The sequence below is a fragment of the Pseudomonas fluorescens genome (assembly GCF_902497785.1).
Taxonomy (GTDB): Bacteria; Pseudomonadota; Gammaproteobacteria; order Pseudomonadales; family Pseudomonadaceae; genus Aquipseudomonas; species Aquipseudomonas fluorescens_BO.
Map to the genome: position 1 here is coordinate 44,373 of NZ_CABVHK010000004.1, position 26,999 is coordinate 71,371.

At 61.6% G+C, this 26,999-nt stretch carries 14 protein-coding genes and 3 pseudogenes; 14 read left to right on the forward strand and 3 right to left on the reverse strand.

Annotated elements, in window-relative coordinates; genetic code table 11:
* The first annotated feature begins 25 nt into the window (after positions 1-25).
* Positions 26-967 carry a FecR family protein gene (locus F8N62_RS07255; protein WP_150710309.1) on the forward strand — a complete coding sequence of 314 codons (942 nt, stop codon included), beginning with the start codon at positions 26-28 and terminating at the stop codon, positions 965-967.
* A gap of 19 nt (positions 968-986) precedes the next feature.
* Here the strand turns inward: F8N62_RS07255 and F8N62_RS32130 are convergent.
* Positions 987-1,058, reverse strand: a pseudogene (locus tag F8N62_RS32130) (type II secretion system protein GspJ); the annotation flags it as partial.
* Positions 1,059-1,361: 303 nt separating this feature from the next.
* On the opposite strand from F8N62_RS32130, the gene F8N62_RS07265 reads away from it, so the two are divergent.
* The 13 genes and pseudogenes from F8N62_RS07265 (at position 1,362) to F8N62_RS07325 (ending at position 24,922) form a co-directional block, all read left to right on the forward strand.
* The gene (locus F8N62_RS07265; RefSeq protein WP_150710310.1) at positions 1,362-13,844 is read left to right on the forward strand and encodes a filamentous haemagglutinin family protein; all 12,483 of its coding nucleotides are present in this window, start codon (positions 1,362-1,364) and stop codon (positions 13,842-13,844) included.
* 278 nt (positions 13,845-14,122) lie between these two features.
* Positions 14,123-14,404, forward strand: a pseudogene (locus tag F8N62_RS07270) (transposase); the annotation flags it as partial.
* Between the two features lie 80 nt (positions 14,405-14,484).
* On the forward strand, positions 14,485-16,080 hold the full coding sequence (locus F8N62_RS07275; RefSeq protein ID WP_150710311.1) for a ShlB/FhaC/HecB family hemolysin secretion/activation protein: 1,596 nt from the start codon (positions 14,485-14,487) through the stop codon (positions 16,078-16,080).
* Positions 16,081-16,098: 18 nt separating this feature from the next.
* Complete coding sequence (locus tag F8N62_RS07280) at positions 16,099-17,898, forward strand: DUF2341 domain-containing protein (protein WP_150710312.1); 1,800 nt, start codon at positions 16,099-16,101, stop codon at positions 17,896-17,898.
* 11 nt (positions 17,899-17,909) lie between these two features.
* Positions 17,910-18,335, forward strand: a complete 426-nt coding sequence (locus tag F8N62_RS07285) for an ExbD/TolR family protein (RefSeq protein WP_150710313.1) — start codon at positions 17,910-17,912, stop codon at positions 18,333-18,335.
* Positions 18,336-18,337: 2 nt separating this feature from the next.
* Positions 18,338-19,036, forward strand: coding sequence for an energy transducer TonB (locus tag F8N62_RS07290; RefSeq protein ID WP_150710314.1), 699 nt, complete (start codon positions 18,338-18,340; stop codon positions 19,034-19,036).
* 39 nt (positions 19,037-19,075) lie between these two features.
* Positions 19,076-20,782: a putative porin gene (locus F8N62_RS07295; protein ID WP_150710315.1), complete on the forward strand. Its 1,707-nt coding sequence runs from the start codon at positions 19,076-19,078 to the stop codon at positions 20,780-20,782.
* A 17-nt stretch (positions 20,783-20,799) separates the two neighbouring features.
* On the forward strand, positions 20,800-21,441 hold the full coding sequence (locus tag F8N62_RS07300) for a DNA repair protein (protein WP_150710316.1): 642 nt from the start codon (positions 20,800-20,802) through the stop codon (positions 21,439-21,441).
* A gap of 18 nt (positions 21,442-21,459) precedes the next feature.
* Entirely contained in the window at positions 21,460-21,939 is a 480-nt protein-coding gene (locus F8N62_RS07305) for a YbjN domain-containing protein (RefSeq protein WP_150710317.1), read from the forward strand.
* Positions 21,936-22,877: a peptidylprolyl isomerase gene (locus F8N62_RS07310; protein WP_150710318.1), complete on the forward strand. Its 942-nt coding sequence runs from the start codon at positions 21,936-21,938 to the stop codon at positions 22,875-22,877. Before F8N62_RS07305 ends, F8N62_RS07310 begins: the two co-directional genes overlap by 4 nt.
* 93 nt (positions 22,878-22,970) lie before the next feature.
* Positions 22,971-23,951, forward strand: a complete 981-nt coding sequence (locus F8N62_RS07315) for a LysR family transcriptional regulator (protein ID WP_150710319.1) — start codon at positions 22,971-22,973, stop codon at positions 23,949-23,951.
* Positions 23,952-23,967: 16 nt separating this feature from the next.
* A pseudogene (locus F8N62_RS07320) lies at positions 23,968-24,327 on the forward strand (GNAT family N-acetyltransferase); the annotation flags it as partial.
* Positions 24,328-24,427: 100 nt separating this feature from the next.
* Complete coding sequence (locus F8N62_RS07325) at positions 24,428-24,922, forward strand: hypothetical protein (RefSeq protein WP_150710320.1); 495 nt, start codon at positions 24,428-24,430, stop codon at positions 24,920-24,922.
* 129 nt (positions 24,923-25,051) lie between these two features.
* Here the strand turns inward: F8N62_RS07325 and F8N62_RS07330 are convergent, their stop codons facing one another.
* Both F8N62_RS07330 and ccoN read right to left on the reverse strand, forming a co-directional pair.
* Positions 25,052-25,273: a cbb3-type cytochrome c oxidase subunit 3 gene (locus tag F8N62_RS07330; RefSeq protein WP_150710321.1), complete on the reverse strand. Its 222-nt coding sequence runs from the start codon at positions 25,271-25,273 to the stop codon at positions 25,052-25,054.
* A 15-nt stretch (positions 25,274-25,288) separates the two neighbouring features.
* On the reverse strand, positions 25,289-26,716 hold the full coding sequence (gene ccoN, locus F8N62_RS07335) for a cytochrome-c oxidase, cbb3-type subunit I (RefSeq protein WP_150710322.1): 1,428 nt from the start codon (positions 26,714-26,716) through the stop codon (positions 25,289-25,291).
* Positions 26,717-26,999 lie beyond the last annotated feature (283 nt).

Below are 26,999 nucleotides of genomic sequence, written 5' to 3' on the forward strand. Positions count from 1 at the left end.
GATTAATCCGTGAGTATCCCCGCGCTTGAACATTTTCCGTTTTCCATCGCCTGAGCCAGCCTCTCAGGACCGGCTCACCTCTGAAGCCCGGAACTGGCTGGTGCTGCTGACCTCCGGCCGGGCGACTGTCGCCGATGCCCGAGCGCTGCGCGAATGGTGCGCGCAAAGCCCCGAGCATGCCCAGGCATTCGAGCAGGCAAAGCGGTTATGGCAACAACTGCGGCCGGCTGTCGAACAGGCGAACGCGCCTCGACACCTGGGGCGTCGGGCGTTCCTGGGGGGTGCCATTGCCGCATCCGCCGCGTTCTTCCTGATCCGTTCGACCGTGCCCGGCGGTTTTTCCGGGTTGGGTGCGGACTACATCACTGAAGTCGGCGAGCAGCGGCAAGTGATGCTGGCGGATGGCGTCAGTCTGGAACTCAACACCCAGACCCGAATCAATCGCCGCACCGGTACCGATGGCAATCAGGCGTTCGAGTTGGTCAGCGGTGAAGTCGAAGTCCTGACGCGAACTCAGGCGTCACTCAAGGTTCAGGCCGGGCCAGGTTGGCTCGTCGCCAGCCAGGCCAGGTTCAACGTGCGCAACACCGATCAGAACGTGTGCGTCACGTGCCTGGACGGCGCCTTGCAGGTGGATGTGTCGGGCCGCAGCATCTCCCTGCAATCCGGCCAGCAACTGACCTACAACGCCCAACAGGTCGGCGCCCCGCAAGCCGTCGATACATCAGCGGTCATTGCCTGGCGTCAACAGGTGCTGGTGTTCAACGACGCGACGCTGGCGTCGGTCATTGACGAAATCAACCGCTACCGTCCCGGCATGTTGTTGTTGCTTAACAGTGAATTGGGCAAACGCAAGGTCCAGGCGCGGTTCAACCTGGATCAACTGGCCGGGGTCGCGTTGATGATTCGTGATGCCTACGGGGTCAAGTGCACTGAATTGCCGGGTGGGGTGGTGGTGCTGAGTTAAGACAGGTGCTTCGAGTCGTTCACTCCAAAGGCCCCAACACCTGCCGGTATTTCTCGACCCCTTGGGGTGTTTGTCGGGTCAGGCTGATTTCACTGGAAAAACGCCGTGACCGCCAACTTCATCACCAACACCTCCGGCAAAAACCTCGATATCAACAACACCAACGTCTGCAACGGTAAAGGTCGTGAGCCGCTGCCTTTGTAATCCTGTCGTTTTGATCTGACGCACCGATGGCAGCCCCGTTTTTGGGCTGCCATTTTTTTTGGCTACACGCCATTCGTGAAGTTTGTGTGACATCCGTTCGGTCGCACCTCTCGCCAACCGCCTATGACGTAACAGCAGGTTCTACTCGGCCTGCGGCCTCTTGCGCCAATTGAAAAAGGACCTGGTAGTGATGCTCGTTCGCCAAGCTCGTCGCAATACCCATTCTCTGTCTGTCCGCCGTGACACCACGCCTGCGCTGGCCCCGGCGCAGTGGTTGCTCAAGCCATTGGCCCAGGCGATTGCGCTGTGCCTGGTGGCCGGCAGTGCCGAGGCGGCAACGGCGTTCAGCTCGAACTGGTTTGCCGCCAAGGGCGTGGTGCAGCAGGCGGCATCGCGGCCGTCGAATGGCTTGCCGGGCATGCCCCCGCCACTGGCGCAGCAGCAGCGGGCCCGGCAGCAGCTGGCACGCTCGGTGCAGACGCTCAACAACACCGTGGCGGCCATCGCCGCGCAGCAGGCCGCACAAGCCGCTGGGCGCGCATCGGCATTCGGCACGGTGCAGTTCGTGCCCAATGGCCTGGGCGAGGGCGGTTTGAAGGTCGACACCGGGCTGACACAGGGCTGGGAGAACGCCAAGGGGCCACAGCAGACCCAGTCCGGTGGCAGGACCACGGTGAAGATCGAGCAGACTGCCGACAAGGCGATTCTCAACTGGGAAACCTTCAACGTCGGGCGCGACACCACTGTCGAGTTCGCCCAGCAATCGAACTGGGCGGTGCTCAACCGGGTCAACGACCCAAGCGCCCGGGCGAGCCAGATCCAGGGCCAGATCAAGGGCGACGGCACGGTGATGCTGATCAACCGCAACGGCATCGTGTTCAGCGGCACCAGCCAGGTCAACGTGCGCAACCTGGTGGCGGCGGCGACCAACATCAGCGATGTGCAGTTCCGTGACCGTGGCCTGTATTACGACAGCACCGGCAGCCAGCCGACCTTCACCGATGCCGCCGGCAAGGTGCTGGTGGAACGCGGCGCGCGCATCGAAACCCACACGCCGAAGCTGTCCACCGATTCCGGTGGTTACGTGCTGCTGCTCGGTAATGAGGTGGAAAACGCCGGCACCATCAGCACCGCCAAGGGCCAGACCGTGCTCGGTGCCGGTGACCGCTTCTACATCCGCAAGGGTTCGGGCACCGAAGGCAATGGTTTCTCCACCACCTTCGGCAACGAAGTGATTCCGGGCTTCAAGGCAGGCGGTTCGGGCAAGGTCAGCAACAATGGGTTGATCCAGGCCTCGACCGGCGACATCACCATGACCGGTCATGAGGTGGTGCAAAATGGCGTGTTGCTGGCCAGCACTTCAGTCAACACCCGCGGCACCCTTCATTTGCTCAACCCGTCGACCGACACCACTGGCAGCGTGACCCTGGGCCAAGGCAGCGTCAGTGCGATCATGCTCGACAGCAGCGATCTCACGGCCTTGAACAGTCAATACGACGCCGCGCAGACCGGCGTGACTTTGAACAACCGTATCCGCAGCGACCAGTCGCACATCGACATCGGCAGCGGCGGCACCGTGGAGTTCCAGGACGGTTCGATCACCCTCGCCACCGGCGGTCAGGTCGCCGTGGCGGCGGGGCTGCGCAGCCTGGTGCGCAATGGCGCATTAATCGATGTGTCCGGGTCGCTGGGCGTCAAGGTGGCGATGGAAGCCAACAACATCAAGATCAACGTGCAGGGCAACGAGCAGCGCGATTCGTCGGTCAACCGCAATGAAGGCAAACTCAGTAACAACGACGTGTGGGTCGATGTCCGCGAACTGATCTTCGTCCCGGCCGGCACCAATGGCTACGCTACCGATCGTTGGTACACCGCCGGCGGTTTGCTGGAAGTGGGCGGTTACCTCGGCACCCAGGGCCACACCATTGGCGAATGGATGGCCCAGGGCGGCACGGTGAGTTTCACCGGCAATGACGTGGTGACCGAGAAGGGCTCGCTGATCAATCTGTCCGGCGGCACCCTCGATGTACAGAGCGGTTTCATCCGCCAGAGCTGGCTGCGTGGCGCTGATGGGCGCTTGTATGAAGTGTCGCGCGCGCCCGGCGACATGCTCTACACCGGGCTCTACAAAGGTTATGAAGACAGCAGCGAACGCTGGGGCCAGACCAGTTACTACCACAACCCGCTGATTGCCCCGAGACGGCGCGCCGAGTCCGGCTACACCGTGGGCCGCGATGCCGGGCAACTGGTGATCGCCACCAACAATGCGGTGCTGGATGGCCAGTTGCTCGGTGAGGTGTTCCAGGGTGAGCGTCAGATCCAGGCACCCCGCGCCGGCCTCGACGGTTATGCCCAGGCCCAGACCGCCAGGGCGCGACGGGCACAGTTGATCGTCGGCAGTTACCTCCCCAGTTGGTCGGCCACCGCCAACGGTTTGATATACGCCCATGAAGCGGTGATGGATCAGGTGCAGATCGGCGGTGAGCGTCCCGCCGATGGCAACGACCAGGGGTTGACCGGTGCGGTGTCGGCTGACCGCAAGGGCAAGTTGTTCCTTGATAACGACATGGTCAATGGTTTCGCCCTAGGGGCGTTGAAGGTCGCGGCCAAGGGCACCGTCGACGTCGACGAAGCCGTGACCGTTGCTACCGGTGGCGATATTTCATTGTTCGGTCAGGATGTGCGGGTCAAGGCGGACCTGACCGCGCGCGGCGGTAGCCTGAATCTGGGTCGGGGTGTGGCGGCAGCCAGCCTGCCGCCGTCAGGGGTGACCGTGGCCGAAGGCGTGCATCTGGACACCCGTGGCGTGTGGGCCAACTTGCGCACCGACCTGACCGACGCCAACAGCCTGGCCTATCTCAACGGTGGTGTGGTGACGATCCGCAGCACTGGCGACATCAACCTGGCCAGCGGCAGCGTCATCGACGTGTCGTCCGGCGGTGCAGTATTGAGCAACGGCAAGACCCGGGGCGGCAAGGGCGGTGACGTCACCCTCGAGTCCAGCGCGGAGCGGGTGCCGGGTCAATCGCAACTGGTCATGGACGGCGAAGTGCGCGGCTATGGCGTCACGGGCGGCGGCACCCTGAAGATCCAGGCCAACAAGGTGCTGATCGGCGATGCCAGCGGTCCCGTTGCGGCTCACACCCTGAAGCTGGCAGCGGATACGTTCAACAAGGGCTTCTCGGCCTACAACGTCATCGGCCTGACGACCTTGCAAGTGGCGGACGACGCGGTGATGGACGTGTCGATGCCGGTTTACCGCTTCTCTGATTCGGCATCGAACCAGCCTGGAGGGGCCGATCCGACGACGGCGCTGGAGTTTTGGACGCCTGCGCTGTTTCAGGAGAACCCGGTCAAGGGTGTACTGACTCAACGCGGCGGCGCGAGTCTGTCACTGCAGGCGGGTAGCAGTGAGGTCAACCAGATGGACCCGGCCAACAGTACCTTGACCATCAGCCTGGGTTCACGCATCAGTGTCGACCCCGGTCAGCGCATCAACCTGCGCAGTGCCGGACAGATTACAGTCGACGGTGAACTCAACGCCTGGGGCGGTACCATCGACATGCGCCAGCAGCAGTTTGGTTTGACCGATGCTGAAAAGACCCCGCAGTTGGCCGATCCCAAGGTGCACAACCGTTCGATCTGGATTGGTGATCACGCAGTATTGGATGTGGCCGGTCGTGCAACAACCGCCGTTGATTCGCTAGGTAGGGTTTACGGTGTCGTAGGCAAGGGCGGCAGTATCATTATTGGCGGCGAGATCAATGCGAAGAAGGCCACCGCGACTTCGGCTGATGCGTATGTGATTGTGCGCCCAGGTGCGCGTCTTGAGGCGTCCGGGACCCAGGCAGTCCTGGATGTCGAAGGAAGGGGGGCGACCCGGGTTGCCACCGATGGTGGGCGAATCACCTTGAGTTCGTACAACGGTCTGTTTATTGATGGCAGCCTGCGCGCCAATTCTGGTGGGGCGGGAGCTGCCGGAGGGCAGTTGGAAGTCATTCTTGATTCGCCGCTATACCGCGATAGTCTCGCAGGCAGCGATGTCCGGGTAGCGAGGGAAATGATCATCGGCCAAGGGCCGGATGGCAAGCTGTTACCGACTGAGTTGCAGCCGGGTGAGACCGCTTCGCTGCTGAACTACGGCTATACCCGATTGAGCGCTGACAAACTGATGACTGGCGGTTTTGACAACCTGAGCCTGTTCAGCCATGGCTTGCTGACTTTCGACGGTGATGTCGACCTGCGCATGAACCAGAGCCTGAGTTTATTCGCGGGTTCATTGTCGATGGCAGAAGGTTCCAAAGATGCTGCACGCATTAATCTGGCCGCTTCCTACATGCGTCTTTCCGGCATCGGGTTCTACGACGGACAATCTGGCTACGGCCCAAGGCTGCTCAATAGTGCGACCGATAGGGTATCTGCCTCGCGATTGAGCGCCACGGCGAACTTGCTCGACCTGGGCAACAACCTCTCGTTCGGTGCCAGTGGGGCCCTTAGACAACTGAGTGGACCGGATAAGTTGTACAACCGTCGCAGCTTTGAGCTTGTGACACTCGACAGCGCCGGTGACATCCGCTTTCTCGGAAAACCCGATACACAAGCGAGTTCCACCGTCTGGACGGCGGGCGACCTGCATCTTAGCGCCGCACAAATCTATCCGGCTACACGAGTCTGGGCCGAGTTGCGCGTGGGTTACCAGGGCACAGCATTGACGGGGGGGGGAATTCAGCCGGGTCATACATTGAGTTTCAGCAGCCATGGTTCGGCCCCAGCGGCGCCGCCGTATTCGGTCTTCGGTACGCTTCAATTGTTCGCCGACAACATCGAACAGGGTGGGGTTATTCGTGCGCCATTGGGCCTGATCAAAGTGGGCTCTGTCAGTGAAATTGGTGATACCCGTACCATTCGCCTCTTGCCGGGTAGCGTGACCTCAGTGAGCGGCGCCGGATTGCTCATGCCCTACGGCGGCACAACCGATGACACTGACTACCGTTTCAACGGCCTGCCTCTGGTGTTGAAAGGGATTGCGAACGAATCAACCGGCGTGATCCTGGCTTCCCATTACACCGAGGCGCAAACAGGTTCTCTTATCGACCTGTCGGGCGGTGGGGATTTGCGCGGGGCCGGGTTTGTCTCCGGACGTGGCGGCTCCACCGACGCACGTTTCAATCCGCTGGTACGCAATGCCGCCGATGGCACGTTCAGCCTTCCGGGTCTCGGTACCAATCCGGTGTACGCTATCGTTCCAGGCAATCAAAGCCTTTATGCACCAATGTTCGGTGAGGCGGGTGCCAGTGATCCGCGTATCGGCCAGCAGATCACCATCGGCGCCGGCGTTCCTGGTCTGCCGGCGGGTACGTACACTCTGTTGCCGTCCACGTTCGCCTTGCTGCCCGGCGCCTTCCGGGTCGAAGTCAACGGCCAGGCGATGGCAAGCGCAGCAACTGGCGCGCTGAAAATGCGCAACGGTTCCTGGACCAGCGCCGGGCAAATGTCGATTGCCAATAGCGGGCTGCACGACAACCTTGCCACTCAGGTCATCCTGACCTCGGCCGATGTACTGCGCCGCTATTCCCAGTACAACGAAACCAGTTTCAACCAGTTCGTCTACAGCGACGCGGCACGTCGTGGTGTGCCACGCGGGCAGACCACCCTTGATGGCAAATCGCTGACCCTGTCCTTTCAGAACAGTGATCGCGATATTGCCCTGGATTTCAAAGGCAAGGCGTTATTCGACGCCGCCGGGGGAGGTGCACTGGGAACAGTCGCAGTGAGGGGCACAGCTTTTGAAGTGCTGGGGGCTGGTGCCTCCCGAACCCAAGGCTTCGACGGTATCTCGCTTTATGCGAACGACCTCAACAACCTGGAGGCCGGTCGCTTGACCATCGGTGCGACGCCGAAAGTGCAATACGACATGGGCGGCAACTTCATTCAATTCAGCGGCAATACCAGGAACATTACCCTGCGCGAAGGTGCGATGCTCTCGGCGCCTGAAGTCATCCTGTGGACCACTGGCGTAGCTGGCGGCATCACTATCGAATCCGGGGCGGGCATCAATACCCTGGGTCGCGGCAACGTGCCCTACGATTCAACGGCGGGTTTCATCTATCAGCCAGGGCAAGCCAGCCTGCTGATGGCGTCCAACGGCTGGACCAATGTGTTGGCGCCGGACGCGGCCGTCGGTACTGCAGGAGCGGGCAGTATTCGGATTGGTACTTGTCCCGCGCACGGTTGCATCAACCCTTCATTGCTCTATTCCAGCGGCAGCATCACGGCTGCCACGGACAACCGGTTCGAAATGGGCGAAGCGGTGCGTTTCGGTACTCGTCACCTGGCCCTGGCCGTGGGCTCGGTGAACGCTGGCAGTGCCGAGGCGCTCGCGGCGGCGGGCAGCCGTTTGCCGGCGGGCCTGGTCCTGAACCAGAGCGTGCTCGATCGCTTGTTACGTGGCGATACCCAATTCGGCGCGCCAGCCTTGGAAACCCTGAGCCTCACCACCCGCGACTCGTTCAACTTCATCGGCGGGGTCACGCTCGACACCCTGGACGCGGAGACTGGCAAGAGCCGTCTGGAAAACCTGGTGTTGGTCACCCCGGCCATTTACGGCCTGGGCGATGCCAATGATGTGGCGACCATTCGCACCAAGAACCTGATCTGGAACGGCGCGACCCAATCCCCTGGCGCCGTGGTCAACGGTGGCGCCGGTACCGGCCATGGCACGTTGGATATCCAGGCACAACGCATCGAGTTCGGCTACGGCCCAAACCCGCAACCCAATGGTCAGGACCAGAACAACCGGATGGCCTTGGGTTTTGCCAACGTCAACCTCAACGCCAGCGAACGCATCACCGCCAACCACAAGGGCAGCCTGGCGGTTTACGAGCAGCAGGGCGCGTACGATCCGATCAAGGGCTACGCCTACAGCGGCGGCAACCTCAACCTGCGTACGCCGCTGCTCACTGGCGAAGCCGGCTCGGTCAACCTGCTCAAGGCGGGCACCAGCCTGACCCTGAGCTCGCCAATGGGCGACCATACCGCTGTCGCCGATGCCCTGGGCGCGGAATTGAGCCTGGAAGCGCGCAACGTGATCGTCGACGGCCGCATTGCCCTGGCCAGCGGCAAACTGACGGTGAAGGCCGAGGACGATGTCACGCTGACCCGTAACGCCGAGCTCGACCTGGCCGGGCGCACGCTGCCGTTCAACGACGTGAAGAAATACAGCTGGGGCGGCGATGTGGCGCTGTACAGCAGCAACGGCAATATTCGCCAGGCGGCCGGTTCGCGCATCGACCTGTCGGCAGTCAACAATCAGGCCGGTAACCTGAGCGCCGTGGCCTTGGCGGCGGGCGCCGGGGTTGTGGATCTACAAGGTGAAATCCTCGGCAGCAGCAGTGGTTATTACGACGCGGGCGGCACTTGGGTGCCGTACAAGGCTGGGGGTGTAGACATTCGTGCACAGCGCCTGGGCAGCAGCGCTGACCTGAACGGGGAATTCGCCGCACTCAACCAGCGCTTGAACGCTGGGCAGGTGTTCGGCAGCCGCAGCTTCCAGCTCAAGCAGGGCAACCTGGTGATCGGCGACGGGCTCAACGCCGGTGAAATCAATGTATCGGTGGACAACGGCAGCCTCACCGTCGTAGGCCTGATCGATGCCAGTGGCGAGCGGGTCGGCAGCATTCGCTTGTCGGGCAAAAATGGCCTGACCGTGGCCGGCGGCGCGGCGCTCGATGCCCACGGCCGCATGCTGCGGGTCGACAGCTACGGCAAGATCATCGATGCGCCGAACCGGGCGATGGTTGAACTCAACTCCGGCGATGGCCTGCTGACACTGGCCTCCGGTGCGCGGATCGATCTGCGTCACGGCACCGACGTGGCCATCGGCAACTTGCCGGGACAGCACGATGGTCGTTCGCTTGGCACGCTGGAGCTCAACGCACCGCGACTGGGGGCGGGCGATATCGCCATTGATGCGACCGGCGCGCTGAACATTCAGGGCGCACGCTCCATCGGGCTCAACGCCACCCGACGCTATATCGATGCCGCCGACGGTACCGACCCGGCGGCCAGCGGTCGTCCGTATCAGGTCATTGACCAGGCTTATCTGGACGGCATTCACCTCGACAGCACCACGTTCATCAACGCCGCCCTGGCCAACGCCGATTTGCTGCAACGCAAACTGGCGGGCCTGAACAACGCCACCTATGCGGACGCATTCCACCTGCGTCCCGGAGTGGAAATCGCCAGCAAAACCGCCGATGGCGACCTGGTGGTGCAGGGCGATCTGGACCTGTCCGGCTACCGCTACGCGAGCCTCAATCCGCACACGCAGAAGACCTCGGTCTACGGTTCCGGCGAGTCCGGTAGCCTGGTGATTCGTGCCGGTGGCAACCTGGATATTTACGGCAGCATCAACGATGGTTTTGCGCCTCCACCGGAAACTGTGGATGACACTGGCTGGAAGCTGGTAGCCGGCGTGCAGCCGTTCGGCGGCGACTTGATCGTGCCGGGCGCGGGTGTGACCCTCGCCGACGGCACCCGGTATCCGGTCGGTGTCGCCTTGAACTATGACCTGCCGATCCAGGCCGCCACACTGGCCAGTGGCACGCTATTGCCAGCCCAGGCCGTGCTGGCCGAGGCATACACGTTTAGTGCCGGCACGGTGTTGGCGGGCGCGGTGCATGACGCGGCGGGCAATCTGTTGTACGCCGCTGGCACATTGATGGGGGCTGACGTCACGTTGCCGGTGGGCGCTCGTCTCGGCGCGGGTACGCGGTTGAATCGAACCACTGCGATGCAAGCCATGCTCTGGCCCAAAGGTGTGCCGCTGCCAAGTACTGTTTTAGACGGCGCGAATGTGGGTGTGACGCTTAGTGGTTCGCTGGCGCTGTTGCGTGGTTCGCTGATTCCGTCGATGACGGATGTGAAGCTCGCCGATGGCACAGCCTATATCGATTTGCGTCCTTTGAGCGGTACTCAGCAGGGGCGCAACTGGGCGGTGGCGAGCATGTTGCCGTCGGGCAGTGCGTCCTGGTCGATGCGGGTAGTCGCGGGGGCGGATCTGGAGGCAGCGGACAGTCGAGCGGTAAAACCGGTGACCGCTGACGGCACCTTACGATTGGCCGATACTCACTACGGTTTGAAAGTAGAAGTCAAGGTGGCACAGCTGGTGTGGAGTGAGGGCAACTACTACGGATTCCCTGCTTTCCAACCTGTAACGGAGGGCGACTTGTATATTTGTGACGAAGATCCAAGCCTCTGTGAACCCATGGCTCGCTGGACTTGGGCGCCTGGAAACTACATGGGCATGCCTGACTACGCACCTGTTGATGACGTTGAAGGCTGGTGCGTTAACTTCGACCCGGCACTTTGCGTTGAAACGAAACCAGGCACCGAAGTCAATACCCATACCCAAATGTTCAGTGTACTGCGAACCGGCACCGGCGATCTGGACCTGATCGCTGCCGGTAACCTGAGCATGGACTCACCCTTCGGCGTGTACACCGCCGGCACTCAGTCGAGCAATATCGACCCACGTTACAACCAGCCCCGCGGGCGCATTTCGGACGATGGATCGGTGCTGGGCAGCGCTGGCAGCGATTATGAGAAATGGGTCAATGGCGGCAGCGATAGCCTGTATCAGGCCTGGTTCCCGCAGATGGGCGGTAACCTGACCATCAATGCGGGGGGGGCAGTGTCCGGTGATAGTGTTGGAAGCAAGCTTGCTGGTCAAACCGGACAACGTCAGCAAAAACCAAGCGTCGCTGTAGGTAATTGGCTGTGGCGGCAGGGGACGGGAAACAATGACGTGCCAACTGCGTGGTGGATCAATTTTGGCAGCTATGCAAACGAGCCTCTTGCCGGGGTAAATTTCGGGAATACTCCCGATCCTGCACCTTATCTGGTGGGATTCACCGGTTTCGGCACGCTAGGGGGCGGCAACATCAGCCTTCGGGCGGGTGATGATAGCGGCATGCTCAGACCCATGGGGTCATTTGGCGGCGATAATGTAGCTCCACGAAGCCAAGGGCTGATTGTTGCTGTTGCCAGCACCGGGCGCGTAGGAAGCGACGGCAGCCTGCAATTGACCGGTGGCGGTGACATGGACATTCGCATCGGTGGCTCGCTCAACCCGTCACCCCACGCCGGAGCGAGCGCGGCCGGGGTAAGTACTCCGCATCACGATCTGCAGGGAGCGCTGATCAACCTGCGCGGCGCCGCGCAATTGACTGCATCAGCGGCGGGCGCAGTGCGATTGCATTACGGCTCGAATGCCGGTGATCAGGACCTGCGCGAAGTCCGCGGCTACGACCCGTTCACCTCTACCACCAGCGCTGCCACCGGCGGCTTGGTCCTGATTCCAGGGGATTCGGGCATGCGCCTCAATACCCGAGGCGATCTGGTCCTGGGTGGCGCGGCAGACGCAGGTCGGGTGCCATTGCAGAACTCCACTGCGTTCACTACACCAGACGGGATAGTGCATGCCGGTGGTGGTTTGACTGGTTTCTCCTTGTGGACTGATCACACCGCCATTGACCTGTTTTCTGCAGGAGGTAACCTCGCTCCGAGTACCTTGATGGCGGAAACGTTGAATGACACCATCCCTGCCGGGAGCAATATTTCACCCACGGACGGTCGCTTCGTGGTGCCCTCAATCCTGCGTGCGGTAGCCGGGCAAGGTTCTATCTATTTTGGCCCGTCCGCTGGCTATCTCAATGGATCTTCTGTCGCTCCGGGCATTTCCTACTCGTTGCTGCTCGCACCATCGACTTCAGGACAGCTTGAGCTGCTCGCAGGCGATTCCATTTACGCCGGCGGTTATGCAATCAACCAGTCTGGCGCCAGCCCGTTGTCCATAGCCACGCCATTTGCTCCAGCCTTCAATGGCTATGCCAGAAACGGAGGGAATATCCGTACACTGATGTCGAACAGTGGCGTCGACGGTATCACTGCCGGCCAAAACCGTCGTTATCCATTGTTCGCATTTGGCGCCGATAGCTACTCAGGTCTGAGTAGCATTCAGGCACCTGCGCGGTTTTATGCGCTGACGGGAGATCTGGTTGGCGTTCGTAGTGGTGAGACTCTTTTTAACTCGATCACGAAGCGTACCTGGTACGAAGCCGCCGGACCGGTCTGGATGTTGGCGGGCCGCGATATTGTTGCATCCGGTACAACCTTGGGGCAGCCCGTTCGAATTGCAGGAGAAGGTTTGGGTTCGAATTTCGTCGCCACCGGCAACCTGTTCATCCACAACAACGCAAACGACGTCTCACGTGTCTCCGCTGGCCGCGACATTCTCTACAGCAGCTTCGACATCGGCGGCCCCGGCACCCTGGAAATCACCGCCGGGCGCAACATCCTGATGGAAGACCGCGCCAGTATCACCAGTATCGGACCCATTCGCGCAGGGGATAGCCGTCCGGGTGCAAGCCTGGTGTTGCAGGCCGGCGTTGGGGCGGAAGGGCTGGATTACTCGCGCTTCATCGACCGTTACCTGGATCCGAAAAACCTCGCCGTCACCGGCACGTCATTGGCCGCGCAACCGGGCAAGGTGGTCAAGACCTACAGTGAAGAGCTGCTGTCGTGGCTGACCCTGGGCTACGGTTTCAGCGGCAACGAAGAGCAGGCGCGTGCATTCTACGCCGCATTGCCGAGTTACGAGCAGGCGGTGTTCGCGCGGCAGGTGTACTTCGCCGAATTGCGTGCCGGTGGCCTGGAATATTCTGACGAGAACGGTCCACGCCAGGGCAGTTACCTGCGCGGTCGCAACGCAATTGCCGAGCTGTTCCCGACCAACGACGTGGCCGGCAATGCGATCCGCTACGACGGCGACATCACCTTGTACGGCGGCGCGGGGGTCAAGACGCTGTTCGGTGGCGATATCCAGATGCTCACCCCCGGAGGTGGCCAGGTGTTCGGTGTCGAAGGTGCGGCGCCGCCGTCCACCTCGGGTGTGGTGACCCAGGGCGAGGGCAATATCCAGCTGTATTCCCAGGGCAGCATTTTGCTGGGGCAGAGCCGGGTCATGACCACGTTCGGCGGCAGTATTCTTGGCTGGTCGGCCGGGGGCGATATCAATGCCGGCCGGGGCTCGAAGACCACCGTGGTGTTCACGCCGCCCAAACGTATCTACGACACCTGGGGCAACGTGACGCTGTCGCCGGTCGTACCGAGCACCGGTGCCGGTATCGCCACGCTCAACCCGATTGCCGAAGTGCTTCCGGGCGACATCGACCTGATCGCACCACTGGGTACGATCGATGCCGGCGAGGCGGGGATCCGGGTGTCGGGCAATATCAACATCATCGCCTTGCGGGTGGTCAACGCGGCGAACATTCAGGTACAGGGCAAATCGTCGGGGGTCCCGGTAACGGCGTCGGTGAACACCGGCGCGATCACCTCGGCAAGCTCCGCGGCCACGTCGGCCACGCAAGCGGCCGATAACATGTCACGCCAGCAACAGGCCGCGGCACGCAAGAACCAGGCCTCGGTGTTTACCGTGCAGGTGCTGAGCTTCGGCTCCGAACAACTGGCACCCAATCGCGATGGCGCGAGCCGCGCGCCAACGCCTGCCTACAACCCCAACAGCCCGGTGCAGGTGCTCGGTGCCGGCACACTGGACGAGCGCGAGCGGGGCCAGTTGACCGAGGAGGAGCGGGGCAAGTTGATGTTGTAAGACAGTCGTACGCAATATCAAGGCGGCCTTCGGGTCGCCTTTTTTTTCGTTCCCGAATCACGCCACCTTACTGAGCCATTCCCTGTGGCTCCCACAGGGATTCTTGTTGTTTGAAGAGTCTTTTTTCAGCCCGATTCCCAATTTCCAAATGAAGCTTTCATGACAAAAGTTCGGTAGCACTTCGCCAGCCCGGTCATGCCTATGTGACGTGCTTGAGGGGGGCCGCAAGGTGATTTTTCCAGCCGGGGCGGCAAGCCGGGAGTGAGGCGATGGGGACTATGGAACGTTATTCGAAAGTAGGGATGCAGGAGCTCGATCAACGTCTGTCGAAGATCGTCGGAGCCGCGCGCAAGAAGCCGGTTTCGGTGTATCGCTACGGTGCGCCATGGGTCTGGAAAGTGTCTCAGGAAGATTGGCAGGGTGCCTTGAAAGAGGTCTCCAGCTACATCCCTCCGGGGCATTCGCTGGTGCTGCTGCGTCCCCAAATCGATGACTTGCTCGATGAGCAGCGCGATTTGTTGCAGGGCCTCCTTGCCGAGCCCGGCATGTTGATCGCGCCCGCAGTGACTTCGACCACAAGCAATTGAGCCAGCCTGCCGCAGTGCAGACGGTCATCGGTATTTCGAATTCAGGGGGTGATGTGGATCATTTTTTCAAGTCACGGCTGGCGCTATGGGGCTGGCTGCTGGTGACGGCGGGCGTGCAGCCGGCATGGGCAGAGCAGACCGCGGAGCTTTTGTCGCCCAAGCCTGTGGACGTCAACGAATACTTCGTGCGCGGCAACACCGTGCTCGATGCCCGTGCCATTGAAGAGGCGGTGTACCCGTTTCTCGGGCCGGGCAAATACCTGAAGGATATCGAAGGCGCCCGTGATGCCTTGCAGAAGGCCTATCAGGATCGCGGTTATCAATCGGTGTTCGTCGAGTTGCCTGAGCAGAAAGTCGAGGACGGCATTGTCTACCTGCAAATCAGCGAAACCAAGGTTGGCCGCGTGCGGGTGGTCGGTGCCAAGCACTATTCGCCGGTGGAGATCCGCGACGACGTGCCGGCATTGCAGGAAGGCCGGGTGCCGGACTTCGCCCAGGTACAGACCGAACTGGCGCAGCTCAACAAGAACCCCGGTCGTCAAGTAATGCCGCTGGTGCGCGAGGGTCAACGCCCGGGCACGATGGACGTGGACCTGCAGGTCGAAGATCAGGATCCGTGGCAAGCGACTCTGGGCCTGAACAACGACTACAGCGCCGACACCGAGAAGCTGCGCAGTGTCGCGAGCCTCGGCTACAACAACCTTTGGCAGTTGGGGCACAGCGTTTCGCTGACCTTCTTTACCGCGCCTGAGGACACGTCCAACGCCAAGGTCTGGTCCGGCTCCTACAGTGCGCCGCTCAGCGAGCGCTGGAGTGTGCAGTTTTCCGGTTACCAGTCCGACAGCAACGTGGCCACCATTGGCGGCAGCAACGTATTGGGCAAGGGTCATTCCTACGGCGTATCGGCGATTTACACGCTGCCGTCCAGCGGCAATTGGTCCAACTCGCTGTCGGCCGGCATCGACTTCAAGGACTTCGACGAGCAACTGGACTTTGACGGCGACAGCGACAAAGTGCCGCTCAAATATGCGCCGTTCACCTTCGCTTACAACGGCTTTCGCTACACCGAAAGCTCACAGTTGAGCCTCGGATTGAGCCTGGTGGCGGGCACCCGCAGCTTCCTGGGCTATGGCAGCTCCGACGAAGACTTCGACTACAAGCGCTATCGCGCCAGCCCCAGCTTCGCGGTGCTCAAGGGCGATACCAATTACACCTACACGTTCGGCAATGACTGGCAGAGCGCGAGCAAGGCGTCGTTTCAGATTGCCTCCGGTCCGCTGGTGTCGAACGAGCAATTTTCCGCCGGTGGCGCCACCTCGGTGCGCGGTTACCTGGCGGCCGAGCGCACCGGTGACGACGGCTATTTGTTGAGCCAGGAACTGCGCTCGCCATCACTCGCCAAGTACCTCGGCAGCTATGTCCAGGAGTGGCGCTTCTACGCCTTCGCCGAAGGCGCCCAGTTGTACCTGCGCGACGAACTTCCCGACCAGGACGCGGATTACGCGCTGGCCAGCGTTGGCCTGGGCACCCGCGCGAGCTTGAGCAAATGGCTTTCCGGCAGCCTGGATTGGGGCTACCCGTTGCTCGAAGGGCCGAACACCTCGAAACAGGAATCGCGCCTGCATTTCAACCTGCAAGCGACATTCTGAACCTACGGAGTAATTTTCATGCAGCGCATATTTCTCGCTTTCCTGATGTGCCTGAGCGTCGTGCTCCCGGCCACTGCCCAGGCGTGGTGGCAGGACGATTGGCACTACCGCAAACAGATTTCGGTGGACACCACGCCCCAAGGTGCGGCCATCAACGAAGCCCTGGGCCGAACCGCACTGCTGGTGCGCCTGCACACCGGCAACTTCACCTTCGACGGCGTCAAGGAAGACGGCGCGGATCTGCGTTTTGTCGCCGCCGATGACAAGACCGTGCTCAACCACCAGATCGAAAGCTTCGACGCGCTGATGGGCATGGCCCTGGTGTGGGTCGATGTACCGAAAGTCGAGGGCGGTCAGCGTCAGGACATCTGGATGTACTACGGCAACCAGAAAGCCCCGGCTACCGGCAACGGTCAACTGACCTTCGAGCCCAACTTCACCGCGCTCTACCATTTCGACGGCGCCACCGGCACCCCGGCCAAGGACACCACGGCTTACGGCAACACCGCGCAAAGCGCCACCGGCTCGAGTATCGACGGGGTGATGGGGCGTGCGTTGCAGTTCAGTGACCAGCCGCTGTTGCTGCCAGCCAGTCCATCGCTGCAGCACAACGCGGGCAGCGCGTTCACCTTCAGCGCCTGGCTGCGCCTGGACCAGGCCAATGGCGAGCAACTGGTGCTGGCCCGCCGCGAAGGCGAACACAGCCTGCTGCTCGGTTTGAACCAGGGCATGCCGTTCGTGGAAATCGACGGCCAGCGCGCAGTGTCGACCCAGGCGTTGAACCCTGGTCAGTGGCAGCACCTGGCGCTGACGGCTGAAGGCAGCAAGGTCTCGCTGTACACCAATGGCCGTGAAACCGCGAGCCTCGTGGTCGCCATGCCCGCGTTCAACTCGGTCATGGCCATCGGTGCCGATCTCTCAGCCAGCGCTTACCTGCCGTTTGCCGGCGCCATCGACGAGTTGCGCCTGTCCAAGGTGGCCCGTCCTGCCGCGCAGTTGCTGGCTGACGCTAACTCACAGGGCGCCGAATCGAAGCTGGTGGCCTATGGCGTCGATGAAGAGCAATCGGGTTACGGTTTCGGCAGCCTCGGTTTCCTGTTCAACGCCGTGCCGATAGATGCCTGGGTGATCATCGCGGTATTGGTGCTGATGATGTTCCAGTCGTGGTTCATCATGATCCGCAAGAACCGTATGCTCAGCCGTGTCACGGCAGCCAACGAAGGCTTTCGCGAGCAATTCGCCAAGGTCGGCACGCGCCTGGAAATGTTCGCCGACGACCAGGATCTCGCCCGGCGTTTGCAGCACTCCTCGCTGTGGCGCCTGTATCTGGTGGCGGTTAAGGAAATCCGTACCCGCCGGGAGCAGGGCGCTGATACCTCGTCGGTCTCGGCGGCCACGATCGAAGCGATCCGCTGCTCCATGGACGGCGTGCGCACCCGGGAAAACCAGGCGCTCGGCGAAAAGCTCTCGACGCTGTCCAACGCCATTGCCGGCGGCCCCTACATCGGCCTGCTCGGTACGGTGCTGGGGATTATGGTGGTGTTCCTGGGCACGGCCATGGCGGGCGACGTCAACATCAACGCGATCGCTCCCGGCATGGCCGCCGCGTTGCTGGCCACCGCCATGGGCCTGTTCGTCGCGATCCCCGCACTGTTTGGCTACAACCGCCTGATCACCCGCAACAAGGAAGTCAGCGCCGACATGCGCGTGTTTGTCGACGAGTTCATCACTCGACTGGCGGAGATGCACGGCGAGAGCCAGTTCAGTGAGTCGGCGCACCGCCGTGGCAATCACACCAACGCCCACGTACCGGCCTGAGGAGCACTGATATGGCTTCCGCAAATGCCTCCCACGACGATGACGATGACGCAGCGGTGGACAGCATCAACATCACGCCCCTGGTGGACGTGCTGATGGTGGTGCTGGTGATGTTCATCCTCACCGCCACCGCACAGGTATCGGGTATCCAGATCAACCTGCCCAAGGCCAGTGCCTCGGTGTCGCTGTCCGAAGCCAAGACCAAGGCAATCTCGGTCAACGAAGGTGGCCAGGTGTTTCTCGACGCTTACCCGGTGACCCTGGCCGAGCTGGAAGACCGCTTGCGCATCGAAAAGGCCCAGAACCCCGACTTCCCGGTCATCGTGCGCGGCGACGCCACGGTGCAGTACCAGAAAGTCGTCGAGGTGCTGGACCTGCTGCGCCGTCTGGAATTGTCACAAGTCGGTCTGGTGACCGGCAAACCGACACAGGGCTGACCATGACTGCTCAACTTCCCATCCGCCCGTCACCCGTCAAGCCCTCAGCCCTGCGCGTTGTGAAGTGGGGCGTCGGTTTGCTGATCGCCGGCGTGGCCGCATGGTTCCTGTGGCAGTGGGCCAACGACATGAGTGGCATTCGCCGGGAAGCGCCGAAGGTGCCGACCATCATTCCGTTGCCGCCACCACCGCCACCGCCCCCGGAAAAACCGCCTGAACCGGAAACCCCCGTGGAAGAAAAAATGGTCGAACCCGAACCGACACCCGAGCCCGAAGAGGTCAAGCCTGAAGAAGAGGCACCGCCGTCCCCGGCAGATGACCTGAACAAGCCGATGGACATGGACGCCGCTGCCCAGGCTGGCGAAGGCGGTATCCCCGTCGGCAAGGGCGGTGGCATGGCCGGTTCCGGTGGCGGACGTCTGGGCAACGGCACCTACAGCCAGTTCCTCGCGTTTACCTTCCAGCGTTTGCTGCGCGAGAACCCGGACCTGCGCAACCTGGCGTTTTCGCTCCAGGCAGACGTGTGGCTGAGCAGTGTCGGCGAGATCACCCGGGTCGAACTGGTCAAGTCCAGCGGCAAACCCGAACTCGACAACCAGGTCATCGCGGCATTGCGGGCGGCGCCCCACCTCAGCGAACGGCCTCCGGCCTCCATTACTTTGCCTGTGCGCCTGTCCCTGCAAGGGCGGCGTCCGGGTTAATCGAACAATTCAAGTTTTGCAATTAGGAGTTGTGTGCAGATGATTTCCAACGTGAATCGATTATCCCTGGCCGTCGGCATGGTCATTGCCACCCTGGTCGGTCAGGCCGCTGCAGCGCCTGCGCCCTCGGAAAACGCCACGATCAATCTGATCCGCCTGCTGGTGGAACAAGGCATTCTGAAACAGGACAAGGCCGACAAGCTGATCGCCCAGGCACAGAGCGAAGCGGATCAGGCCCGCAAGGCAGCGATCGCCGCGCCGACAGCCGTGGCCGCCGCCGGACCTGCCGCCGTCCCCGGCGATGTTCGCGTGCAATACGTGCCAGCGGCGGTACGTGATCAGATCCGCGATCAGGTCAAGGCCGAAGTCATGGCGACCGCCAAACAGGAAAACTGGGCCCAGCCCAACACCTTTCCGGATTGGGTCTCGCGTATCAGCTTCGACGGCGACATCCGCCTGCGGGACGAGTCGCGTTACTACTCGGATACCAACAGCAATGAAATCGTCGACTTTGCCAAGCTCAACAACAACGGACCTTACGACGTAAACCCTAACAGCAGCACGGCATTGCCGCCGTTGCTCAACACCCGTGAAGAGCGGGAAAACCTGTTCCGCCTGCGTGCGCGCCTGGGCATGAAAGCCGTCATCGCGCCCGAATGGACCGCCGGGGTGCGTATCGCGACCGGGTCGGACAACAACCCGGTGTCGACCACCCAGGCCCTCGGCGGCGGCTTCGGCAAGAAAGACATCTGGCTCGATCAGGGTTACCTGACCTGGAAACCGTCCGATCAGTTGACCCTGACCGGTGGCCGCATTGCCAACCCGTTCTACTCCACCGACATGCTCTATTCCAACGACCTGAACTTTGACGGCGTGGCGGCGATTTTCGACCGCAAGATCAATCGCGAATGGGACCTCTTCGGCACGGTCGGTGCGTTCCCGGTGGACTACACCAACGACACCAGCTCCAGCAACGGTTTCGACAAGGAAGAGAGCGACAACAAATGGCTGTATGGCGCGCAGATCGGCGCCAAGTGGGCGATCAACTCCAGCAACCGCCTCAAAGGCGCGCTGGCCTATTACCGCTTCGATGACATCGAAGGTCAGCGCTCCAGTGCCTGTGAACCCTGGGCCGGGGCACCTGGCTGCGACTCCGATGGCACGCGTGCGGCGTTCATGCAGAAGGGCAACACCGTGTTCCTGCTGCGTGACATCACGCCGAATCCGCTCAGCCCGGCCACCACGCCACAGCCGCAATTCGTCGGCCTGGCGTCCGAGTTCAACCTGGTGGACCTGAACTTTACGTGGGACACCGACCTGCCGGAGAACTTCAAGCTGCGCAGCCAGGCCAACTACATACATAACCTGGGCTATGACGAAGGCGACATGCGCAGCCGCTCGGCGGGGCAGATCGTCAACAACCTGGATAACGACGGTGACATCGAAAGTGGCGCCAATGCCTGGATGGTTCAGTTCACCCTCGGCAACGCTCTGGAGTTGCGCAAGCAGGGCGACTGGAACCTGTTCGCCGGCTACAAGTACATCCAGCCGGATGCCTTGCCGGACGGTTTCAACGATTCGTCGTTCCACCTGGGCGGCACCAATGCCAAGGGTTATTTCCTTGGCGGCAATTACGGCCTGGCCAAGAACGTCTCTGCCACCGGTCGCTGGTTGAGTTCCGAGGCGGTCTACGGTGCGCCATTCGACATCGATGTCTTGCAGCTTGAAATCAACACGCGCTTCTAAGGCGCCGGGAGAGCTTCATGAACACACGAATTGCGGCCACGTTCTGGCTGCTGGCCACGGGATTGACGATGACCCAGGGTGTCAGCGCCGAAGGCATGGAGGAACGCCTGCGCACGCAATTGCGTAGCACCACTCAACAGCTGCAAGCGTTGCAAAGCCAACAGGCTCAGGCCGGTGCCGCGCAGGTGGCGGCGCAAGCCGAGACCAAGGCAGCCCAGGCGCAGATCAAGCAATTGACGGCAGAGCTGGCCAGGTACAAAGGCGTGGCGGAACAGTTGGCCAGCCAACAGGACAGTTTGCAGAGCCAGGCCCAGGCCCAGGCGGCGGCCAGTAGCGAGCAGATCGGCAAGTTCAAGAAAGCCTATGACGAGTTGCTGGTCATGGCCCGGGGCAAAGAAGCCGAACGGTCCCGGCTCGAGCAGCAACTGACCGAACGTGACACACAAATGCAGCAATGTTCGGTCAAGAATCAACAGATGTATGGCGTCGCCAAAGAGATTCTCGTGGCCTACGAAAAAATCGATGTGGCCGAAGTGATGAAAATCCGCCAGCCGTTCGCTGGCACTGCCCGGGTCAAGTTTGAAGAAATGGCCCAGGGCTTTGGCGATGAACTGTACAAAACCCAATTCGACGCGCCGCAAGCCGCGATCGCTCACTGATAACAGGGAAGAACTCACATGACTCAATTGATCGCATACGTATCGCCGCAATCGCTGACCGAGGTGCTGCAAGCCGCCGGTTACCGGGTCAACCAGACGGATCAGAACGGCATCGTACAGTTGCTCAGCGCCAGCCAGGGCATCGGCTATGCCGTGCGTTTCGGCAATCCGGCCGCGGAGCAGGGTAGCTATGTCGATTTCACCTTCAGTTGCGCATTGCGGGTTCAGGGTGAACTGCCGGCCGGGCTGGCGGAGCTATGGAACGCCTCGCGACGTTTTGCCCGCTTGTCGGTTCAAGGTGAGTTCCTGGTGATGGAAATGGACGTGGTGGTGGCGGCCGGTGTAAGCGCCGACTACCTGCGTGGCAATCTGGAACTGTGGGACCGTTTGCTGCAGGAGTTCATCGTTTACCTGCGCGATTACAGCCAGAACGCCGCGCAAGTGCGTGCCCAGGCTGAAGGGGTCCAGGCGCCGGAACAAGAGGTCGCAGCCCTGTGAAAAAGCGTACGGTCGTGGCCAGCGCGGGAGCGCTGGCGTTGTTGGTGGTCGCCGTGGCGTTGGGTGTGCGGCCGGGAAATGATCCGATAGCGGCGACGCAACCGGCGCCCTCGGCCGCCAGTGAGCCGGCAGTGGCGCGCCTGGGTAATCAGGAGGTCGCCAGCGCGGAATTGAAAGCGCTGCTGGCGAGCTTGCCGGTGGAGTCTCGTGAACAGCTGAGCACTGATCGCGCAACGCTGGAGAGCTGGATTCGCTCACGCCTTGCCGAAAAAGCCGTACTCGAACAGGCGGACGCCCAAGGCTGGCGTCAGCGTCCGGAGATCGAGCAGCAAACCCGTGCCGCCACCGAGCAGATTGTCTTTCGCAATTACTTGCAGTCGGTCAGCCAGGTGCCGGCGGATTACCCCAGTGCTGCCGAGTTGCAACAAGCCTATGACGCGGGCAAGTCGGAGTGGGTGACGCCAACGATGTACCGTGTCAGCCAGATTTACCTCGCGGTGGCCGACCCGCAGAACCTCGAGGCCGTGCGCAAGCAGGCGCAGGACCTGAGTCGCAAGGCCCAGGCAGCCCCTGCCGAATTTGCCGGGCTGGCCAGTCAGTATTCACAGGACCGCGTCAGCGCCGAGCGCGGCGGTGACACAGGTTTGCAGCCGCTGCAACAATGGCTGCCGGAAGTGCGCGGCGTGCTGTCGCGGCTCAAGGTCGGCGCGGTTTCTGATCCGGTGCAAAGCCAGGCGGGTTTTCATGTGATCAAACTCACCGAGTTGCAACCCGCCCGTGTCGCCACGCTGGACGAATTGCGCGATCGCCTGACCCAGGCCCTGCGCGCCCAGCGTCAGGAACAGATCGCCAAGGCCTATCTCGAAGGCATGCTCAATACCGCGACACTGAGTATCGATGGGGCCGAGCTGAACAAGATCCTTGAGGAAAAACGCTGACGACGTGGCATGGCCCCCGGTGGAGTGAGCAGGTCTGCTTCCACCGGGGGTAAACGCAAGCACATCCACAAAAAGAACGACAGGGAGTCATTGATGTCTTTTACCGAATCCACGGGGCGCCAGCGTGTTGACGACTACCGATCCCCAATGGCGGGAACCGACCCGCTGGTGGCGCTCGCTGCCGGGCTCGATACCGAGGTGGCTCAGTATTTCCTGGTCAGCGCCCGCTGTGGCTGCTTCATGCAGGCTGCCCGCAGCCTCAATGTACGACCAACAATTTTGCGCAAGCACCTGGCCCAATTGGAAGAGCAACTGCAACGCACGCTGTTCCGGTTCCAGGGCAGCGCACTGACACTCAGTCGCGATGGTCAACTTTTTCATGCGCAGCTGGTTGCATTGGCCCACGAGCGCAAGTTGCCGGTGATCGAGCAACCGCTGATTCGTCTGGCTGTCGCGGACACCATTGTGCATGACATTCTCGGGCGCGATCTGGTTTCGCTGCTGCGGCGCAACGCCAGTGTGCGACTGGAGATTATCTCGCTGGACAGCGACCTTTCCCTGCAAGCCGTCAGTGCCGACGTGGTGGTCTGGCTGGGTGGCGCCGAAGCGATGGCCCCCGGCCCGAGTTTCGCCGTCAGCGAACCTCAGTGTCTGGCGCAGCTCGATTATCTGCCGCACATAGCCAAACGCTATTCGCGGGTGACCGCCCGCCCGGCAAGCCTTGATGACCTGGCGGATTTTCTACTGGTTCAATGGCATTACGAGCGGCAAGTGGAGCATTTCCGGCCGTGGAATGACATCGTCGACCAGCGTCTCGCTGGCGTGGTGCAGTTGCATTCCTACGCGTTGATGCTGGAAATGATCCGTTGCAGCGCCTGCATCGGTTTGCTGCCGGGCTACATGAGTCGCTTCGACCGTGGCCTGATTGCGTTGCCGGGGTTGTTTGACGGGCCGATGCAGCGGCAGGTGTGGATGGCGGTGAGTTCGCAGTCCAAAGACGACGCGCAGGTACAAATGATCGTCGAACTGATTCACAACACCTTCAGCGAACGCCGTGAGTGGTTCGAGGGCTGAACACGATCCAAAAGGTGAGCGTCTTGTCAAACTGGTGGCGCTGCATCAGGGCACGGTGATCGGCAACATCGGCCTGGAGCAGTTCTCGCGCATTCGTCGCAGCCATGCCGGCAGTTTGGGCATGGGTGTCTGCGAGGCGTGGCAGGGCAAGGGTGTTGGCTCGAAGTTGTGGGCCACCGCGCTGGACATCGCCGACAACTGGATGAACCTGCAACGGGTCGAGCTTTCGGTGTACGCCGATAACGAAGCGGCCATCAGCTTGTACCGCAAGTTCGGCTTCGAAACCGAAGGCCTGTTTCGCGACTACGCCGTGCGTGACGGCCGGTTGGTGGACACCTTGAGCATGGCGCGTCTGCGTCGCACGCCCAGGGACTGACCCGCTCGCCGCTACCGCTCGGACTTTTAGTCGTACGCCGGTCGCGCGCATCTGCCATGCTCAAAGTCCGCAGCACTGCTTCAACCAAAGGAACACCGCAATGGACGACGTACAGCAACTGGGCGAGATGCTCCGCCACTACGCAGACAGCGAAGCGCACAAAAAACAGCTGTTCGAGTCGCAATCAGCTGTGTGGAAGAAGAGCATCACCGAACTGTTCGACCAGATTCAGCAATGGCTGGAACCGGTCAAGGCGCCAAATCTGCTGGAGGTGAGTCGCGAAGCGTACATCGCCTCGGGGCCGAGCGTTCCGGTCGAAACCTCGACCTTCCAGACCGAGAAGCTGGGGATCGTTATCGCCGGCAAACCTGTTGAGTTTGTCCCGGACGTAATGGGCGCGGGCGGGCAGATTTCGCTGGCGGTGATGGGCCTGACCGCCGCGCGTTACGGCAGCATCTCCCTGGTGTGCCTGCCACCGTCGAACAGCTGGCAATGGCGCAAGACCAACGGCTTGAAAGACCCAGACACCTTTGCCTTCGATGCGAACTTTTTGGCGCAGCAGTTGCAGAGCCTGATCCCCCGCGAGCGCAGCTAAGCTCCCCGTGATCGACACATAACCCTGTGGGAGCGAGCTTGCTCGCGATAGCGGCGTGCCAGGCAACATCAGTGTGAATGTCAGTCCGCCATCGCGAGCAAGCTCGCTCCCACAGTGATCGGTTTTGGATCATATATCGAGGTTGCCCCACCCGGGTTTCAGCACCTCCGGAGCCACTGCGTTCACGACTTTGCCCGTCGCCAGCTCCACCCGCCGCGCCACTTGCGGGTCATCGGCAAACGGTATCAGGCTGGCATCTTCCAGACTCTGCGCGGTCTGCTCCTTCAGGCAATATTCGACCGCCAGCCAAAGCCCCAGCACCACCAGGCCATTCACTAAAATCTCGATCATTTCAGGCTTCCTGTTTCAGGCAATCTGCGCTTCACGTTCGGCCATCTTCACATCGGCTACCCGCACGGTACGCCAGACGTTGTAGGCCATCAGCAGCATGCCGCAGAGGAAGAACACGCCGCCGGCGAACCGCACGACGAACCCCGGATGGCTGGCCTGCAACGATTCGACGAAGGAATAGGTCAGCGTGCCGTCGTCGTTGATCGCGCGCCACATCAGGCCCTGGGTGATGCCGTTGACCCACATCGAGGCGATGTACAGCACGGTGCCGATGGTTGCCAGCCAGAAGTGCAGGTTGATCAGCGGCGTGCTGTACATCTGCTCGCGGCCAAAGACTTTCGGGACCATGTGGTACACCGAGCCAAACGTGATCATCGCCACCCAGCCGAGCGCACCGGCGTGGACGTGGCCGATGGTCCAGTCGGTGTAGTGGGAGAGGGCGTTGACCGTCTTGATCGCCATCATCGGCCCTTCGAACGTCGACATGCCGTAGAAGGCCAGCGACAACACCAGAAAACGCAGGATCGGGTCGGTGCGCAATTTATGCCACGCACCGGACAGCGTCATCATGCCGTTGATCATCCCGCCCCAGCTCGGGGCCAGCAGGATCAGCGACATCGCCATGCCCAGCGATTGCGCCCAGTCCGGCAGCGCGGTGTAGTGCAGGTGGTGCGGACCGGCCCAGATGTACAAGGTGATCAGCGCCCAGAAATGCACGATGGACAGGCGATAGGAATACACCGGCCGCCCGACCTGTTTCGGCACGAAGTAATACATCATTCCGAGGAACCCGGTGGTCAGGAAGAAACCCACGGCGTTGTGCCCGTACCACCACTGCACCATGGCGTCGGTGGCGCCGGAGTACACCGGATAGGACTTGAACCAGTCCACCGGAATCGACAGGTGATTGACCACGTGCAACATGGCGATGACCACGATGAACGCGCCGAAAAACCAGTTGCCGACGTAGATGTGCTGGGTCTTGCGTCGCACCACCGTGGTGAAAAACACGACCGCGTAAGCGACCCAGACCACGGTCATCCACACCGCGCCGGTGAACTCGATCTCGGCGTATTCCTTGGTGGTGGTGTAGCCCAGCGGCAGCGTGATCAGCATCACCACGATCACCGATTGCCAGCCCCAGAAAGTGAAGGCGGCGAGGGTGTCCGAAAACAGTCGCACCTGGCAGGTGCGCTGTACCGCGTAATAACTGGCGGCGAATTGTGCGCTGCCGGCAAAACCGAAAATCACCAGGCTGGTGTGCAGCGGACGCAAGCGGCCGAAACTGGTCCACGGCAGGTCGAGGTTCATCTCGGGCCACACCAGTTGCGAGGCAATCCACACCCCCATCGCCATCCCCACGACGCCCCAGACAATGGTCGCCACGACGAATTGGCGGACAACCTTGTAGTTATAGGCCTGTCCGATTGTTGCTGTGCTCATGGTCAATGCTTCCACGGTGGCAAAGTCTTGCCAGCCCACCCGGACTGGCATGCAACCACTGTAGAAACCCGGACCTAAACAAAACAGACTCAGAAAAAAGCAGTTTATGCGGATCAGATGTGAGGCCTGCCTGCGTTGATCGGTCGCACGCTGATCCGGTTTTTTACTGTTTAGCTGAATCTTTAACGTACTGCGCCGTAGGTCCATAGTCACAGACAGAAAACGAGCCGCAAAGTCTGATGCCATCACCCCCAGTGGGAGCGCCCGGCATCAGCCCAGAGCC

Bases quoted from the DNA above. Each gene is read 5' to 3' on its own strand.
- F8N62_RS07265 (WP_150710310.1), top strand. From the start codon at position 1,362: ATGCTCGTTCGCCAAGCTCGTCGCAATACCCATTCTCTGTCTGTCCGC.
- F8N62_RS07280 (WP_150710312.1), top strand. From the start codon at position 16,099: ATGCAGCGCATATTTCTCGCTTTCCTGATGTGCCTGAGCGTCGTGCTC.
- F8N62_RS07285 (WP_150710313.1), top strand. From the start codon at position 17,910: ATGGCTTCCGCAAATGCCTCCCACGACGATGACGATGACGCAGCGGTG.
- F8N62_RS07290 (WP_150710314.1), top strand. From the start codon at position 18,338: ATGACTGCTCAACTTCCCATCCGCCCGTCACCCGTCAAGCCCTCAGCC.
- F8N62_RS07295 (WP_150710315.1), top strand. From the start codon at position 19,076: ATGATTTCCAACGTGAATCGATTATCCCTGGCCGTCGGCATGGTCATT.
- F8N62_RS07300 (WP_150710316.1), top strand. From the start codon at position 20,800: ATGAACACACGAATTGCGGCCACGTTCTGGCTGCTGGCCACGGGATTG.
- F8N62_RS07305 (WP_150710317.1), top strand. From the start codon at position 21,460: ATGACTCAATTGATCGCATACGTATCGCCGCAATCGCTGACCGAGGTG.
- F8N62_RS07315 (WP_150710319.1), top strand. From the start codon at position 22,971: ATGTCTTTTACCGAATCCACGGGGCGCCAGCGTGTTGACGACTACCGA.
- F8N62_RS07325 (WP_150710320.1), top strand. From the start codon at position 24,428: ATGGACGACGTACAGCAACTGGGCGAGATGCTCCGCCACTACGCAGAC.
- F8N62_RS07330 (WP_150710321.1), bottom strand. From the start codon at position 25,273: ATGATCGAGATTTTAGTGAATGGCCTGGTGGTGCTGGGGCTTTGGCTG.
- ccoN (WP_150710322.1), bottom strand. From the start codon at position 26,716: ATGAGCACAGCAACAATCGGACAGGCCTATAACTACAAGGTTGTCCGC.